Origin of the sequence: Sphingopyxis sp. Root1497, assembly GCF_001427085.1 — a bacterium.
Taxonomy (GTDB): domain Bacteria; phylum Pseudomonadota; class Alphaproteobacteria; order Sphingomonadales; family Sphingomonadaceae; genus Sphingopyxis.
The window spans coordinates 876,353-891,784 of sequence record NZ_LMGF01000005.1 but is presented as its reverse complement, the minus strand read 5'-3'; the positions used below and the strand labels follow the sequence as shown (position 1 = coordinate 891,784).

Annotated in this window: 14 protein-coding genes; 11 read left to right on the top strand and 3 right to left on the bottom strand. The window is 66.0% G+C overall.

Annotated elements, in window-relative coordinates; genetic code table 11:
• Positions 1 to 70 precede the first annotated feature (70 nt).
• On the bottom strand, positions 71 to 883 hold the full coding sequence (locus ASD67_RS18745; protein ID WP_056350444.1) for an SDR family NAD(P)-dependent oxidoreductase: 813 nt from the start codon (positions 881 to 883) through the stop codon (positions 71 to 73).
• Between the two features lie 10 nt (positions 884 to 893).
• Positions 894 to 1,892: an NADP-dependent oxidoreductase gene (locus ASD67_RS18740; protein ID WP_056350442.1), complete on the bottom strand. Its 999-nt coding sequence runs from the start codon at positions 1,890 to 1,892 to the stop codon at positions 894 to 896.
• Positions 1,893 to 2,010: 118 nt separating this feature from the next.
• Here ASD67_RS18740 and ASD67_RS18735 point away from each other — a divergent pair, with 118 nt between their 5' ends.
• The 9 genes from ASD67_RS18735 to ASD67_RS18695 all read left to right on the top strand — a co-directional run bounded on the left by ASD67_RS18735 (position 2,011) and on the right by ASD67_RS18695 (position 11,939).
• A complete protein-coding gene (locus ASD67_RS18735) occupies positions 2,011 to 4,134 on the top strand; it encodes a molybdopterin-containing oxidoreductase family protein (RefSeq protein WP_056350440.1) in 2,124 nt (707 codons plus the stop codon).
• A 9-nt stretch (positions 4,135 to 4,143) separates the two neighbouring features.
• A complete protein-coding gene (locus tag ASD67_RS18730; RefSeq protein WP_056350438.1) occupies positions 4,144 to 5,160 on the top strand; it encodes an NADP-dependent oxidoreductase in 1,017 nt (338 codons plus the stop codon).
• Complete coding sequence (locus tag ASD67_RS18725) at positions 5,157 to 5,945, top strand: ThuA domain-containing protein (protein WP_056350436.1); 789 nt, start codon at positions 5,157 to 5,159, stop codon at positions 5,943 to 5,945. Before ASD67_RS18730 ends, ASD67_RS18725 begins: the two co-directional genes overlap by 4 nt.
• A 75-nt stretch (positions 5,946 to 6,020) precedes the next feature.
• Positions 6,021 to 7,268 (top strand): cytochrome P450, encoded by a 1,248-nt coding sequence (locus ASD67_RS18720; protein WP_235535739.1) that lies wholly within the window; start codon positions 6,021 to 6,023, stop codon positions 7,266 to 7,268.
• On the top strand, positions 7,265 to 8,326 hold the full coding sequence (locus tag ASD67_RS18715; RefSeq protein WP_056350434.1) for an acyl-CoA dehydrogenase family protein: 1,062 nt from the start codon (positions 7,265 to 7,267) through the stop codon (positions 8,324 to 8,326). The genes ASD67_RS18720 and ASD67_RS18715 overlap by 4 nt, the downstream gene beginning before the upstream one ends.
• Positions 8,323 to 8,715 carry a Zn-ribbon domain-containing OB-fold protein gene (locus tag ASD67_RS18710; RefSeq protein ID WP_056350432.1) on the top strand — a complete coding sequence of 131 codons (393 nt, stop codon included), beginning with the start codon at positions 8,323 to 8,325 and terminating at the stop codon, positions 8,713 to 8,715. The genes ASD67_RS18715 and ASD67_RS18710 overlap by 4 nt, the downstream gene beginning before the upstream one ends.
• The gene (locus tag ASD67_RS18705) at positions 8,712 to 9,860 is read left to right on the top strand and encodes a thiolase family protein (RefSeq protein WP_056350430.1); all 1,149 of its coding nucleotides are present in this window, start codon (positions 8,712 to 8,714) and stop codon (positions 9,858 to 9,860) included. The genes ASD67_RS18710 and ASD67_RS18705 overlap by 4 nt, the downstream gene beginning before the upstream one ends.
• 7 nt (positions 9,861 to 9,867) lie before the next feature.
• Positions 9,868 to 11,076 carry an acyl-CoA dehydrogenase family protein gene (locus ASD67_RS18700; protein ID WP_056350428.1) on the top strand — a complete coding sequence of 403 codons (1,209 nt, stop codon included), beginning with the start codon at positions 9,868 to 9,870 and terminating at the stop codon, positions 11,074 to 11,076.
• 44 nt (positions 11,077 to 11,120) lie between these two features.
• Positions 11,121 to 11,939 (top strand): helix-turn-helix transcriptional regulator, encoded by an 819-nt coding sequence (locus ASD67_RS18695; RefSeq protein ID WP_235535738.1) that lies wholly within the window; start codon positions 11,121 to 11,123, stop codon positions 11,937 to 11,939.
• Positions 11,940 to 12,065: 126 nt separating this feature from the next.
• Here the strand turns inward: ASD67_RS18695 and ASD67_RS18690 are convergent, their stop codons facing one another.
• A complete protein-coding gene (locus ASD67_RS18690; protein WP_056350424.1) occupies positions 12,066 to 12,602 on the bottom strand; it encodes a VOC family protein in 537 nt (178 codons plus the stop codon).
• Positions 12,603 to 12,703: 101 nt separating this feature from the next.
• Between ASD67_RS18690 and ASD67_RS18685 the strand changes: the two genes are divergently transcribed.
• Both ASD67_RS18685 and ASD67_RS18680 read left to right on the top strand, forming a co-directional pair.
• Positions 12,704 to 13,933 (top strand): aromatic ring-hydroxylating oxygenase subunit alpha, encoded by a 1,230-nt coding sequence (locus tag ASD67_RS18685; RefSeq protein WP_056350423.1) that lies wholly within the window; start codon positions 12,704 to 12,706, stop codon positions 13,931 to 13,933.
• Positions 13,934 to 13,949: 16 nt separating this feature from the next.
• The gene (locus ASD67_RS18680; protein WP_056350421.1) at positions 13,950 to 15,374 is read left to right on the top strand and encodes an aromatic ring-hydroxylating oxygenase subunit alpha; all 1,425 of its coding nucleotides are present in this window, start codon (positions 13,950 to 13,952) and stop codon (positions 15,372 to 15,374) included.
• Positions 15,375 to 15,432 lie beyond the last annotated feature (58 nt).

The window sequence follows — 15,432 nt, the reverse complement described above, 5'->3', positions numbered from 1 at the left end:
GCAGCGAAGCAATCCAGAGTTGCGTAAACCGCTCTGGATTGCTTCGCTGCGCTCGCAATGACGAAGCTTATTATTGCGCCTGCAACTTCGCCATCGCCGCACCCACCGCCGCAGCAATATCATGCTCCTGCGGATTCCCCCGCAAAGCCAGCCCGCCATTCGGCTGCAAATTCTCGCCGGTCACGAACGCCTCGTCGCTCGCCAGCCACAGGCAGGCGTTCGCCACATCCTGCGCGGTGTTGAGCCGCCCCAGCGGATAACGCGGCAGGAAGGCATCGACGAGTCCCGGGGTCGCGAACGCCCCCTCGGTCATCGGCGACTCCGTGAACGCCGGCGACACGATGTTCGCGCGGATGCCTGCCGCCCCGAAATCATTGGCGACGCAGCGGATCAGCGCCTCCGACCCCGTCTTGGTGCCGATATAGGCCGCATGATTGCCGATCGGCGCGCGCGTCGTCGCCGACGAAATCTGGATGATCGACCCGCCGGTCGGATCGTTCGCCAGCATCGCCCCGACGAAGGCCTGGAGGAAATGATGCACCCCGGTGAACTGCAACGCGACGATGGCGTCCAGTTCCTCCTCGGTCACCTCCAACAGCGGCTTGAGTAGCCCCCAGCCGCTCGCGTTCATCGCGATGTCGACCCCGCCCATCGCCGCCTTCGCGGCGTCGGCGAGCGCAAAGACCGACGCCTTGTCGGTGATGTCACACAGCGCGGCGTGACCGCCGATCTCGGCCGCCAGCGCGTCGAGGGGTTCCCGCTTACGCCCCGCGACCATCACCGTCGCGCCTTCGCGCGCGAACAGCCGCGCGGTCACCTGCGCCATATTGCCCGTCGATGCGGCGCCGATGATGACGGCGCGTTTGCCTGCCAGCCTGCCCATGTCGTTCTCCTCAGAGTTTCAAGAGTTGCTTGCCGCGGTTCTGGCCGCTGAACAGGCGTTTCAGCGTCGCGGGCGCATTTTCGAACCCGTGCTGCACATCCTCGCGGTAATTCAGCCGGCCATCGAGCACGAAGCTCTCGAGCCGCTTGCGGATCTCCGGAAACTCGGCTGCCCAGTCGAGCACGATGAACCCCGCCATCGATCCGCGGCGGAAGATCAGGTTGAAATAATTCTGCGGCCCCGCGGGCAGCGATCCGCTCTCATACCGGCTGATCCCGCCGCACACCGCGACCCGCGCGCCGGTCGCGATCTCGCCGAGCATGTCGTTCAAAATCGCGCCGCCGACATTGTCGAAGATCACGTTGACGCCCCCCGGGCAATGCTCCTTGATCTGCTTTCGGACGTTGCCCGCCTTGTAATCGATCGCGGCGTCATAGCCCGCCTCCTCGACCAGCCAGCGGCACTTGTCCTCGCCCCCGGCGATGCCGACCGCGCGGCACCCGGCGATCTTGGCGAGCTGGCCGACCACCGATCCCGTCGCCCCCGCCGCGCCCGACACCAGCACCGTATCGCCCGCGACCGGCCGCCCGACCTTGAACAGCCCGCAATAGGCGGTCACGCCGGTGGTGCCGAGCACCGAGAGCATCGCGGTCGGCGGCAGTGCGGTGTCGATCTTCACCAGCCCGTCGCCGTTCGACACATGCCATTCGGTCCAGCCGGTCGACCCCATCACCAGGTCGCCGGCCGCGAAACCCGGATGACGGCTCTCGACGACTTCGCTGATTCCGCTGCCACGCATGACGTCGCCGATCGCCATCGGCGCGACATAGTCGGCGATATTTTCCATCCACCCCTTCTGCGCCGGGTCGAAGCCGAGGTGGAGTGTCTTGAGCAACAATTCGCCGTCGCCGGGCGCACCGACCTCCTGTTCGGCCAGCACGAAATCGCCATCCTCGATCCCGCGTCCGCGTGGATGTCCGTTGAGCAGCCATTGGCGCGATGTCGGCATCGATACTCTCCCTGTTCTTTGTCCGGAAATTGCGCCCGCGTCCCGCCGTCAGCCACCGCCAAAAGTGCCAGTCGATCGGTGCCGCGGTCGGCGTAGGGTGCGATCAGGGAGAGAAAAGATGCCTGAGGTCCGCCGCAGTTTCTGCCGCTTCTGCCACGCCAATTGCGCGATGCTCGTCACGATCGACGAGGGCCGCGTGACCAAGGTGCAGGGCGACCCCGACGACCCGGTGTTCGGCGGGTACACCTGCATCAAGGGCCGCCAATTGCCCGAGGCGCATCACGGCCCGCAGCGGCTGACGGTGTCGCGTAAACGCGTCGATGGCGCGTTTCAGGACATCGCGATGGAGACCGCGCTCGACGAGATCGGCGCCAGGCTGTCGGCGATCATCGCCGAGCATGGCCCGCACGCGGTCGCCGTCTATGGCGGCACCTATGCCTTTCAAAACAGCGCCGGGGTCGGCAGCGCCATGGCCTTCGCGCAGGGGCTGGGCACGCGTAACATCTACACCTCGGTGACGCTCGACCAGCCCGCGAAAGTCTATACGACGATGCGCTACGGCAACTGGATGGGCGGCATGCACACATTTGCCGAGGCCGACGTCGCCTTTTTCATCGGCAACAACCCGATCGTCTCGCACTACGGCCCGCCGGGCGGCCTGCCCCCCTTCTCGCCCTCACGCCGCCTGCGCGATGCGCTCGACAAGGGACTCAAGCTGATCGTCGCCGATCCCCGCGAGAGCGATGTCGCCGCGCTCGCGCATATCCACCTGCCCGTGCGCCCCGGCGAAGACCCCGCGATGCTCGCCGGGATCATCCATGTCATCCTGTCCGAAGGACTCTACGACAAGGGCTTCGTCCAGCAATATGTCGATGGCCTCGACGACCTCCAGCGCGCCGTCGCCGATTTCACCCCCGCCGTCGCTGCCGCACGCGCCGGGGTCGATGAGGCGCAGCTCGTCGCCGCCGCGCGCATGTTCGCGACCGGAACCAAGGGCGTCGTCTCGACCGGCACCGGCCCCGAAATGGCGGGCCAGGGCACGCTCACCCAATATCTCGTCTCGTCGCTCAACATCCTCTGTGGGCGCTTTTGCCGCGAGGGCGAGAAAAGCTCGATCCCGCGCGTCTTCACCGCGGTCAGCCCGCGCCGCGCGCAGGTGTCGCCGCCGATGGCGCTCTATGGCGAGGGCTTTCCCGCCTCGCGCATCCGCGGCCTCACCCATCTCGGCATGGAAATGCCGTGCAACGTCCTCGCCGACGAGATGCTCACCCCCGGCGAAGGCCAGATCCGCGCGCTGATCGTGATCGGTGGCAATCCCGTCGTCGCCTTCCCCGATCAGGACAAGATGACGCGCGCGCTGGGCGGCCTCGACCTGCTCGTTTGCATCGACGTCAACGCCGAGAGCGCGACCGCGAAACGCTCCGACTATATCCTCGCCCCGACGATGTGCCTCGAACGCGAGGACATCAGCAACCTGTCCGAATGGTGGTACGAAATCCCCTACGCCCGCTATACCGAGGCGATGATCGACGCGCCTGGCGACCTGATCGAGGAGTGGGAAATGCTCTGGGGCCTCGCGCACCGCATTGGCAGCCCGATCCCGCTCGCGGGCGGTCCCTGTCCGATGGACGAGAAGCCCAGCAAACAGACGTTCCTCGACCTGATGACCGCCGGCTGCGTCGTCGCGCCGGGCCAGGTCCGCGCCGATACCGTCGATGGCCAGGCGGTGATCTATCCCGACCTCCATCCGATCGTCGAGGCCGGCGATCCCGATGCCCCCGGCCGGTTCGACCTTTGCGCCGGCGCGATGCCCGACCAGTTGATCGCCTATGCCACCGCCGACCAGCCCGCCCCCGATTTCCCCTACCGCATGGTGTCGCGGCGCAGCCGCCACCGCTTCAATTCGACGGGGCAGAACCTGCCCGCGCTCACCGCCAAGCGCACGACCAACCCCGCCTTCCTCCACCCCGACGACATGGCGCGCATCCCGTGCAGCGAGGGCGACATCGTCCGCATCCGCTCGGCAGCGGGCGAGGTCGTCGCCGAGGCGCGCGCCGCCACGGGCATGCGCCCCGGGGTCGTGTCGATGGCGCATGCCTTTGGCGGTCCCGACGTCGGCCCCGACGAGGTCCGGACCCGCGGCAATTCGACCAACCGCCTCGTCAGCGAGAGCGTCCGTTACGACCCGATCACCGGCCAGTCGCTGCAAAGCGCGATCCCGGTCGCCATCACCCCTGCCTGAGGACTACCCATGCCCGACAACCGCCGCTTCCTGCTGACCCGCCGTCCGAACGGCGAACCGGTCGCCGACGATTTTTCGCTGGTCACCGAACCGACACCCGAGCTCGCCGACGGCCAGTTCCTGATCCGCAACCATTATGCCTCGCTCGACCCCGCAATCCGCGGCTGGATGGACGATGCGCCAAGCTATATGCCGCCGATCCCGCTCGGCGACCCGGTCCGCGCCTCGACCGTCGGCGTGGTCGAGGCGAGCAAGGCCGAAGGGTTCGAACCCGGCCAGTGGGTGCTCGGCCTCAACGGCATCGAGGATTATTCGGTCGGCACCGTCGGCGGCTTCACCCAGCCGATAGACGCGACGCTGGTGCCGTCGGTCACCAACTATCTCTCGATCCTCGGCGCGGTCGGGATGACCGCCTATTTTGGCTATATCGACGTCTGCGAGCCCAAGCCCGGCGACGTCGTGCTCGTCACCGGCGCAGCGGGCGCGGTCGGCTCGCTCGTCGGGCAGATCGCGAAGATCAAGGGCGCGAGCAAGGTCATCGGAATCGCCGGCGGTCCCGAAAAATGCGCGAAGCTGATCGATCGCTACGGCTTCGACGCCGCGATCGACTATCGCGGCAAGAACCTCGCGGCGCTCACCGCCGCGATCCGCGCCGAGGCGCCCGACGGCGTCGACATCATCTTCGAAAATGTCGGCGGCGACATCCTCGACGCCGGCCTCAACAACCTGCGCCATGGCGCGCGCATCGGCCTCTGCGGCCTGATCAGCGAGTATAACAGCGTCGAAAAGATCGGCGCGCGCAACATCTGGCAACTCATCGTCCACCGCGCCTCGATCCGCGGGCTACTCGTCGCCGATTATATCCCGCGCTTTGCCGAAGGCGGCGCCGAGATGGCGGCCTGGCTGCAGCAGGGCAAACTCGTCGCCGACGAACATATCGACGAAGGGATCGAGAACAGCTTCGACGCCTTCATGCGGCTCTTTGCGGGCAGCAATCAGGGCAAGATGATCCTGAAGATCGCATGACGGGGCAACGGCAACTTCTCGTCCTCTCGGGCGGGCATCCCTATGAGGCCGAACCCTTCGCAGGCCTGCTCGCGAGCTTCACCGGCTGGACGGTGAAGCATCTGATCCACCCCGAGGCCGAGACGGCGATCGCCGAAGGCGCGGCTCAGGACGCCGCCGCGATCCTCTTCTACGACATGCCGGGCTATCGCTTCGAGGACGGCAAGGCGGCGACGCGGCCGCCCTCCTTCACCTATCGCCGCGCCATCGCCGACCATTTCGCGCGGGGCGGCGGTGCGGTCGCGATGCACCATGCGATCGCGGGCTGGGCCGAGTGGCCCGAGTGGGCCGAGATGGTCGGCGGGCGTTTTCTCTATGCGCCCGGCGAAGCGAACGGCGCCGCGCATCTCGACTCGGGCTATCGCCACGACGTCCGTTACGACGCTATCGTCCTCGATCCCGAACATCCCGTGACCGCCGGACTGCCGTCCCGTTTTCCGCTCTGCGACGAACTCTATCTGGCCCCGGTCTGGGGCGCGGCCAAACCGCTGCTCCGCGCCGGCCACGCCTTCGTTCGCGACAATTTCTATTCGGCGGCGCAGGCCGTCGCGGGGCAGATGTTCAGCAATACGGGCTGGGACCATCGCCCCGAAACCGACCTCATCGCCTGGGAAAAACCCGTCGGCGCCGGCCGTCTCGTCTACCTGCAGCCCGGCGACGGACCCGCCGCTTATGCCGACCCGAACTTCCGCCGCCTGCTCGCCAATGCCCTCGCCTATGTCGCCCCCGATTTGGCAGTCGCCTAACGAAATTGTGCATCGCGCCCGGGGAGCGGCTGCATATAGTCGGGCGTATAAGAACAAGATTGAGGGAAGAGGCGCGTGAACGACATCGCCGCAGGCAGTTTTTTCGAACCACAGGTGATTGCGGACCCGTTCGACTATTATCGCGCGTGGATGCCCAAAAGCCCGGTCGTCCAGCTGTCGGAGGGCATGTTCCTCGTCCTCTCCTACGATCTCTGTTCGCAGGCGACCGGCGACGTCGAAACCTTCTCGAACAATTTTCAGGGTACCTTGTCGGGCGCGATGGCCGAGGATGGCGATGTCGCGGCGATCCTTGCCGAGGGCTGGCCGCAGGTCGATACGTTGCTCACCGCCGACCCGCCGACCCACACGCGCTTTCGCAAGCTCGTCAACCTTGCCTTCTCGATGAAGCGCGTCGCCGCGATCGAGGAGAATATGCGCGGCGTCGTGATCGACCTGATCGACAAGATGGCGGCAAAAGGCGAAGCCGATTTCGTGCGCGATTTCGGCATCCCCCTGCCCGTCGCGATGATCGCCAGCCAGATCGGCATGACGAACGACGATCTCGACAAGGTGAAGCGCTGGTCCGACGCCTTCGTCGACCGCCTCGGGCGGATGATCCCCAAGGATCGCGAACTCGAATGTGCACGCGAAGTCGTCGAATTTCAGCATTTCGTCAAAGCCAAGATCGACGAGCGCCGCGCCAACCGCACCGATGACCTGCTCTCCGACCTCGTTTACGCAGAGGTCGATGGCGAACGCCCGCTCGAAGACGCGGAAATATTGTCGATCATGCAGCAACTGATGGTCGCGGGGAACGAGACCACGACCTCGGCGCTCGCCGGCGGCCTGCTCCAGCTGATCGAAAACCCCGACCAGATGGCGAAGGCGGTCGCGGCGGTCGACGCAGGCAATGAGCGCGCGATCCTCAACCTCGTCGAAGAAGTGCTGCGCACCGAAAGCCCGACCGCGGGCATGTGGCGCATGGTTCTCAAGGACACCGAACTCGGCGGCGTCGCGATCCCCAAGGGGGCGATGGTCCAGCTGCGCTATGCCGCCGCGAACCGCGATCCCGCCAAATATCCCGATCCCGACCGTTTCGACCTCGAACGGACCAACGCGCGCAGCCACCTCGCCTTCGGCAAGGGCATTCATATGTGCGTCGGCAATATGCTGAGCCGCAAGGAAATGGCGGTCGCCTACACCGAATTGCTCAAACGCCTGACCGACTTCCGCGTCGCCGACGGCCACCAGCCGAGCTGGCCGCCGAACATGCTGCTGCGCGGGCTCACCACGCTGCCGATCCGCTTCGGACGCCGGGCATGAACTTCGATCTCGACGAAGGCCAGCAGATGGCTCGCGAGTCGATCGGCCGCTTCCTCGGCCCGGTCGACGTCGCGGCACGCCATGCGATGCGTGGGCAGGCCGGCGGCTATTCTCGCGATCGCTGGCGGCAACTCGCCGACCTCGGCCTGCTTGCCTTCGCCGCGCCCGAAGCGATGGGCGGCATGGGCGGCACGATGGTCGATCTCGCGCTGGTCGCCGAAGCGCTCGGCAAGGGCCTTGCGATCGATCCCTGGCTCGAAAATGGCGTGCTGCCGATCCGTCTTGCCGCTGCCGTGGGCGAAACGGCGCTGGTCGGCAACCTGCTCGCGGGTGAGCGCTTCGCCGCCGTCGCCTTTGCCGAACCCGGCCGCCGCTATGAGACCGAGGCCGTCGGGACGAAGTCGGACGTCGACCATGTCGCCGGCACCAAGACCTTCGTCCTCGGTGCCCCGATGGCCGACACGCTGCTCGTGACGCTCGCCGGCGGCAAGCTCGCGAAGATTGCGAGCGGCGCTGCCGGAATCGTGCAGCAGGATTATCCGGTCATCGACGGCTCGAACGCGGCGACCGTCGATCTGCACCGCACCCCGGCCGAAATCTTTGACCTGCCGCGCGCCGCCTTTGATCGCGTCATCGGCGACGTCCGCCTGCTCGCCGCCGCCGAAATGCTCGGCCTCGCGCAGACGATGTTCGACGACACGCTCGCCTATGTCGGCGAGCGCCAGCAGTTCGGCGCCGCGATCGGCAGCTTCCAGGCGCTCCAGCACCGACTCGTCGAATGCTATGCCGCGCTCGAACAGGCGCGTTCGATGGTGCTGCGCACCGCGATGCTCGACCCGACGACCGACGATGCGAGCTGGCCGCGCATCGCCGCAGGCGCGAAGGCCTATGTCGGTGAAGCGGCGACGCGGATCGGGCTCGAAGCGGTGCAAATGCACGGCGGCATGGGCCAGACCGACGAACTCGCGATCGGCCATGCGCTGAAACGCGTCATGCTGCTCGACAAATTATTGGGCGATCAAGCCTATTGCCTGCGCAGCTATGCGAGGGCGGCATGACCGCATTGACCCCCATCGCCCCCGGTCTGTGGACCGACGAGGCCCAACCCCGGCTGATCGGCGGGCGCCGCGCCAATGGCGAAATCATCTTTCCGGTTCCCGACGGCGATGCCGCCGCGCTGGTCGAACCGGTCGCGCTGTCGCGCCACGGCACGCTGTGGTCGTGGACCACGCAGGGCTTCGAACCCAAGGCCCCCTATAGCGGCCCCCAGCCCTTCCAGCCCTTTCTCATCGGCTATGTCGAGCTACCCGGCGAAGTGATCGTCGAAACGCGGATCGTCGATGCGACCGCCGCCGACCTGCAAATCGGCATGGCGATGGAATTCGCCGTCGTCGCCTTCGACGACAACCGTTCGACCTATGCCTTCAGGCCCCGGAGCGCCGCATGAACGACGACGTCTATATCATCGGCGCGGGCATCCACCCCTTTGGCCGCACTGACGGCCGCTCGGGCCGCGACCAGGGCGTCTATGCCGTAGGGCAGGCGCTCGGCGACGCCGGCATCGCGTGGAACGATATCGAATTCGCCTATGGCGGCTCGGCGGCGGCGGGGTCGGCCGATATCATGGTCAACGAACTGGGCCTGACCAGCGTCCCCTTCATCAACGTCGCGAACGGCTGCGCGACCGGCGGCAGCGCGCTGACCTCGGCGCGCAACGCGATCGCGGCGGGGGCGTGCGATATCGCGCTCGCGGTCGGCTTCGACAAGCATCCGCGCGGCGCCTTCAATGCCAAACCCGCCGAATATGGCCTGCCCGAATGGTATGGCGAAACCGGCATGATGCTGACGACGCAGTTCTTCGCGCTCAAGATCCAGCGTTATATGGCCCTCCACGGGATCAGCCGCCGCACCCTCGGCCTCGTCGCCGAAAAGGCGTTTCGCAACGGCACTTTGTGCGACCATGCCTGGCGGCGCTCGCCGGTCGACCTCGACACGATCCTGAACGCGCCGATGGTCAACGATCCGCTGACCAAATATATGTTCTGCTCGCCCGCCGAGGGCGCGGTCGCGCTGGTGCTCGCGAGCGCGAAGAAGGTGCGCGAACTGGGGGCCGACGCGGTGCGCATCGCCAGCGTCGCCTTCCGCACCCGCCCCGAAGGGTCGTTCGAGGTGTTCGCGCCGTCGGTCAGCGTGGGCGGCGGCGGCAAGCCCACCGAGGTCGCCAGCCGCGCCGCCTTCGAAATGGCGGGCATCGGTCCCGGCGACGTCTCGGTCGCACAGTTGCAGGACACCGAAAGCGGCGCCGAGATCATGCACATGGCCGAAAACGGCTTCTGCGCCGACGGCGACCAGGAAATATGGTTCGCCGAGGGCTGGAGCGAAATCGGCGGCAAGCTGCCGATCAACACCGACGGCGGCTGCCTCGCCTGCGGCGAACCGATCGGCGCATCGGGGCTGCGGCAGGTTTACGAAAACACGGTGCAGTTGCGCGGCCGCGGCGGCGAGCGACAGGTCCCGAACGACCCCAAGGTCGGTTATTCTCATGTCTATGGAGCGCCCGGCCTGTCGGCAGTGGCGATCCTCGAACGCTAGCGGAAATATGGATCTCGACCTCACCCAAGACGAACTCGAATTTCGCGAGGAAGTGCGCGATTTCCTGCGCACCTCGCTGCCCGATCATGTCCGCGACGGGGCGAAGCGCACCCCCGGCGTCTTCGTCGAACCCGACATCGGACTCGTCTGGCACCGCATCCTCAACGACAAGGGCTGGGTCGCCTATCACTGGCCCGAGGATTGCGGCGGCACCGGCTGGACGCCGATGCAGCGCTACATCTTTGAAAAGGAATGCGCGATCGCCGGCGCGCCGGCGCTGTCGGTGCTCGGCCTCCGTCTCGTCGGTCCGGTCATCTGCGCCTTCGGCACGCAGGAGCAGAAGGACCGTTTCCTGCCCGCGATCCGCGCCGGGACCGACTATTGGTGCCAGGGCTATAGCGAACCGCAAAGCGGCTCCGACCTCGCCTCGCTGCGCACCCGCGCGCGGCGCGACGGCGACGAGTATGTCGTCGACGGGTCGAAAATCTGGACCACCCACGCGCATCACGCGAACTGGATCTTCTGCCTCGTCCGCACCGACGGCGAGGTCAGGAAACAGGCGGGGATCAGCTTCCTGCTCGTGCCGATGGACCAGCCCGGGGTCACCGTCACCCCGATCGTCACCATGGCCGGCGACCATGAGGTCAACCAGGTCTTCCTCGACGCCGCGCGCACCGCAGTCGACAACCGCATCGGCGAAGAAGGCCAGGGCTGGACGATCGCCAAATTCCTGCTCGAGAACGAGCGCGGCGGATCCTTCCACGCCCCGCGCCTGATCCGCGCGATCGACCATCTCGAACAGCTCGCAGGCATAGCGCCGAGCGGGCACAATGGTTCGCTCGGCGGCGACATCCAGGTCGCGATGCAAATCGCCCGGCTGCGGCTCGAGGCTGAAGCGCTCGAAACCACCGAACTGCGCATCCTCGCCGACATCGCCAAGGGCCGGCCCGCCGGCCCCCAGACCTCGCTCGTCAAGCTGATCTCCTCCGAACTCCACCAGCGGATTGATGGCCTCGCGATGGACCTCCATGGCTATGACGGGCTGCAACTGCCGACCGTCCGCCCGCTCTACGGCAATGAAGCCCCGCCCCCGATCGGCGACGCCGACGCGCAGGTCGCCGCCGCGCGCTATCTCAACAGCCGTGCCTGGACCGTATTCGGCGGTTCGAGCGAAGTTCAGAAAAACATCATAGCAAAGACGGTGCTCCGCTTATGACACATGCATTGCGACTTGCCGGCCAGTATGAAATAGTCCCGATCATGGGAGAACAGGCAGAAAAACTGCCGGTCGACGGGTTCGCGCCCCCAATGGATGCCAGGACGCTCGTCGACGCGGTCACGATCCGCAACGTGGAGGATATCCACGATGCCGCGGTGCTGCTGCGCGACTATGCTGCGGCCTTTGGCCTGCGCGCCGCGCTGTGCGACGATATCGCGTCGAAGGAAACGATGGTCGACGCCGACGGTGCCGTCCTCGCCGCCGACCTGTTCGGCTGGCTTGGCGACGGCGAACGCTGGTGGGAAGATCATCGGCTGGCGCTGCATTCGCCACTGCCGCGCTCGTGCCGCTACGAAAGCGAGCCTTTCTGGTGCAACAGCGACGGGTTTCGCACCGCGCAGCCCAACCCCTATCTCGATGAAATCAACCCGGCGCGCTATTTCGCCGCGAACCCGCGGTACAAGGCGGCGATCGTCGTTCCGGTGCATCTGCCGTTCGGCCAGATTTCGGCCAACAGCTTTCATCCGACCGATCCCGACATCGACGATCTGTCCGACCTGTTTGCGGACATCGGCGACACGCTGGCGCTGGCGACGCGGCGCTTCATCGCCGGCTATGCCTCGGCGATGCGCACCAAGCGGCGCATCCCCTCGGACTGCGAGCTGTCGAAGCGCGAGGTCGAATGCCTGCGCTGGGCGGCGATCGGCAAGACCGACCGCGAGATCGGCATGATCATCTCGCTGAGCCACGCAACGGTGCGCTATCACGTCCACCGCGCCGGCGAAAAACTCAACTCGGTCAACCGCGCCCAGACGATCTTCAAGGCCGGGCAACTGGGGTATCTGGGCGCGAACAGCTAAACCCCGTCATTGCGAGGAGCGAAGCGACGCGGCAATCTCCAGCTATCGACCATCCGCGAGACCGATAGCTGGAGATTGCTTCGCTCCGCTCGCAATGCCGGAGTTTTTTGCCGATAAGCCGTTTCCCTACCCCAACGACCTTAGCGGCGCGCTCCCGTCCCATCCCTTCGCCGCATCGCGCATCATCGCGAACAGCTCGCGCGTCCCCGCCTGCGGTTCGAGCAGTTCGACCAGCGTCCCCGGCCCGGTCCCCGGATCGGCGTAGATCACCCCGCCGCTGTCGCCGACCGGCGCCTCGAAGATGATCTCCGCGCCGACCTCGCCGCACCGCGCCCGCGCCTCGGCGATCGAGTCGACCAGCACGCACACATGGTGCAGCCCCTCGCCCACCGCATATTCGCCGCGATAAAGCGACTTTGCGTCGTTCTCGGGCCGGATCAGCTCGATCTGCATGTCGCCCCAATAACCCAGCGCCATGGTGAACACCGGGTCGCTCGCCTCGCCGCGATAGCGCCCGCCGGGGAGCGACACATTGGGCAGCAGAAAAAACGGTCCCGCACCCATCACCTCGGTCCAGTGCTTCAGCGCCGCGTCGAAATCCGCCGGCACAAAGGCCAGCTGCATGATCTCGCCCAGCGATGCGAGCGTGGCGGGTCGGGTCATCGGGTCTCTCCCCCTCAAAAGCGATAGCGCACAAGCGCCGGGCTTTGTGCGATAAGCTGTTCGAGACCCGGAGTCATACTGGGCAAAATGTGAGGAGAGCCATGGCCGAGTCCGATCCCCATATCGTCCAGAAGGATTGGCCCGCCGTCCGCAAGCGCAATGCGCGGACCGGGCTGCGCAAGCTGGTATCGATCGTCGCCGAAAACCGCACCGATCGCGCCGAGGCGCCGCTGCCGCTGCACAAGAGCATCTACACCGGCGAAGCGCGCAACGCCGCCGAGATGCAGCATATTTTCCGCAATGAACCGATCGTCGCCGGGCTGTCGGGCGACATTCCCAAGGCAGGCGACACGCTGGTCTTCGACTCGGTCGGCCCGTCGATCCTCGTCGCGCGCGGCAAGGACGGCGTCGCGCGCGCCTTCCTCAACATGTGCACCCACCGCGGCGCCAAGCTGGTCGAGGAGACCGAACCGTGGAGCGGCCCGCGCCCGCGCCTCGTCTGCCCCTTCCACGCCTGGACCTTCGACCCCGCCGGCACCCTCGTCGGCCAGCCCGGCAAGGAGGGTTTCGCCGATTGCGAGATCGGCGCCCGCAACCTCATCGAACTGCCCTGCACCGAACATCTCGGGCTGATTTTCGTCCGCGCCGACCCCGACGGCGCGCCGATCGATGCCGAGGCGCATCTCGGCGACTTCGGCCCGGTGCTGGCGCAGCTCGAACTGCACCGCGCCGAGCCGGTCAGAAAGGGCATCCTCACCGCCGATTCCAACTGGAAGTTCGCGCTAGACACCTATGGTGAGAGCTATCATTTCAAGATGCTCCACGCCTCGACGATCGGCGGCACCCATTACAGCGACCGCAACGTCTATGAACCGATCGGCCGCCACCACCGTGTCAGCTTCCCCGACCTGTCGATCGGCGCGCTCGTCGGCAAGGACGAGAGCGAATGGCCCGACACCGAATATGGCGGGGTCCATTTCCTGTTCCCGAACACCGTAATCTTCTTCGGCGCGGTCACCCCCGGCGTTTATTTCACGCAGGTTTTCAGACTGTTCCCCGATGGCCCCGGCAAAATGTTCTGCCAGTTCGCGGTCTATGCCCCGTTCGGCGTCGAGAGCGAGGAGCATCGCACCATGTGCGAAATGGCCTATGACATGACCGCGACCGTCGTGCAGACCGAGGATTATCGCGTCGCCAGCAATGGCTATGCCAATCTGATGACCGCGCCCGCCGACTTTCGCGTCGTCCTCGGCGCGAACGAACCCGCGCTCCACGGCGTCCACCGCTCGATCGCCGCCGCTTGCGGCATGCCGCTCGACCAGCTTGCCTGACCTTTCGGAGTTACCGATGAACGACCTCTCGCCTCCCCAGGACCAGACCCGCGACGACCGCTGCCCCGGCACCAGCTATACCGACATGCTGAAGGCCGATACGCGGCGCGTTCCCGACTATCTGTTCGCCGAGTCCAATCAGGAACTCGGTGACGAGCCGATCGCTATCGAGCGGTACGTCAGCGACGATTGGGCAAAGCGCGAACGCGAAAAAATGTGGCCGAACATCTGGCAATTCGCGGCGCGCGAAGAAGATATGCCGAACCCCGGCGACACCGTCGTCTACGACATCAACGAAAAGAGCATCTTGCTCGTCCGCCAGAAGGATCTGTCGGTCAAGGCCTTCTACAATGTCTGCCTCCACCGCGGCCGCAAGCTGCGTACCGAAAGCGGCCCGGCGGTGAACCTGCGCTGCCCCTTTCACGGCTTTTCCTGGCATCACGACGGTCGTTTCAAGGAAGCGCCGTGCGCGTGGGACTTCAAGCATCTCGACGACAAGGACATGAGCCTTCCCGAGTTGAAGGTCGAAAGCTGGCAGGGTTTCCTGCTCGTCACCGAGAACCATAACCTGCCGCCTTTCCGCGACTGGGTCGGCCCCGGCGTCGAACATTATGACAATTGGCGGCTCGACGAATGCCACACCGCCGCATGGGTCGGCCGCGTCATCCCGGCCAACTGGAAAGCGGTCGCCGAGGCGTTCATGGAGGCGTGGCACAGCATCGTCACCCATCCGCAGATCCTCGGTTTCACCGCCGACGCGAACACCCGCTACGACCTCTACGGCGATTTCCTCAACCGCGCGATCACCCCGGCGGGCGCGATGTCGCCGCACATCAAGGGCAAGGACCAATTCTATGTCCTGAAGTCGCTCGAGGATTTCATCGGCGGCGGTGACAGCCGCGCGCGGCGCGCTACCGGCGATCCGACCGACCTCAAGGGCTTCGACGCCGACGATCCGATGCTCGCGCGCAAGGTGCTGGCGCAGGCGAACCGCGATGCTTTTGCCGCAATGAACGGGCATGATTATTCGGCCGCGACCGACAGCGAGATGCTCGACAATTTCACTTACAATGTCTTCCCCAACTGGTCGCCATGGGGCGGGCTGGTGCCGAACATCGTCTATCGCTGGCGGCCTTGGGGCGACACCGACCATTGCCTGATGGAGGTCCGCATCCTGATGCGCACGCCCAAGGGCGAGCAGGCCCCCAAATCGGCGCCGATGCACCTGATCCCCGACGACCAGCCCTTCGCCAGCGCCAGCCACCTGATCGGCGCCGCGCTCGCCGGGGTGTTCGACCAGGATATGGAAAACCTGCCCTATGTGCAGGAGGGCATGAAGTCCTCGCCCAACGGGGTGATCGAACTCGGCCATTATCAGGAAAGCCGCATCCGCCATTTCCAGCGCACGCTGGGGAAATATGTGGACGGGCAATTGCCCTAAAAAGGGCGATTATATCTTTTGCAAACCCCCGGGACGAACGTCAGCTTTGGCTGGGAAG

What these genes read in the sequence shown, in the direction of transcription:
- ASD67_RS18705 (WP_056350430.1), top strand. Translation starts at nt 8,712, where the DNA reads ATGAACGACGACGTCTATATCATCGGCGCGGGCATCCACCCCTTTGGC.
- ASD67_RS18715 (WP_056350434.1), top strand. Translation starts at nt 7,265, where the DNA reads ATGAACTTCGATCTCGACGAAGGCCAGCAGATGGCTCGCGAGTCGATC.
- ASD67_RS18730 (WP_056350438.1), top strand. Translation starts at nt 4,144, where the DNA reads ATGCCCGACAACCGCCGCTTCCTGCTGACCCGCCGTCCGAACGGCGAA.
- ASD67_RS18710 (WP_056350432.1), top strand. Translation starts at nt 8,323, where the DNA reads ATGACCGCATTGACCCCCATCGCCCCCGGTCTGTGGACCGACGAGGCC.
- ASD67_RS18690 (WP_056350424.1), bottom strand. Translation starts at nt 12,602, where the DNA reads ATGACCCGACCCGCCACGCTCGCATCGCTGGGCGAGATCATGCAGCTG.
- ASD67_RS18680 (WP_056350421.1), top strand. Translation starts at nt 13,950, where the DNA reads ATGAACGACCTCTCGCCTCCCCAGGACCAGACCCGCGACGACCGCTGC.
- ASD67_RS18700 (WP_056350428.1), top strand. Translation starts at nt 9,868, where the DNA reads ATGGATCTCGACCTCACCCAAGACGAACTCGAATTTCGCGAGGAAGTG.
- ASD67_RS18735 (WP_056350440.1), top strand. Translation starts at nt 2,011, where the DNA reads ATGCCTGAGGTCCGCCGCAGTTTCTGCCGCTTCTGCCACGCCAATTGC.
- ASD67_RS18745 (WP_056350444.1), bottom strand. Translation starts at nt 883, where the DNA reads ATGGGCAGGCTGGCAGGCAAACGCGCCGTCATCATCGGCGCCGCATCG.
- ASD67_RS18685 (WP_056350423.1), top strand. Translation starts at nt 12,704, where the DNA reads ATGGCCGAGTCCGATCCCCATATCGTCCAGAAGGATTGGCCCGCCGTC.
- ASD67_RS18695 (WP_235535738.1), top strand. Translation starts at nt 11,121, where the DNA reads ATGGGAGAACAGGCAGAAAAACTGCCGGTCGACGGGTTCGCGCCCCCA.
- ASD67_RS18725 (WP_056350436.1), top strand. Translation starts at nt 5,157, where the DNA reads ATGACGGGGCAACGGCAACTTCTCGTCCTCTCGGGCGGGCATCCCTAT.
- ASD67_RS18740 (WP_056350442.1), bottom strand. Translation starts at nt 1,892, where the DNA reads ATGCCGACATCGCGCCAATGGCTGCTCAACGGACATCCACGCGGACGC.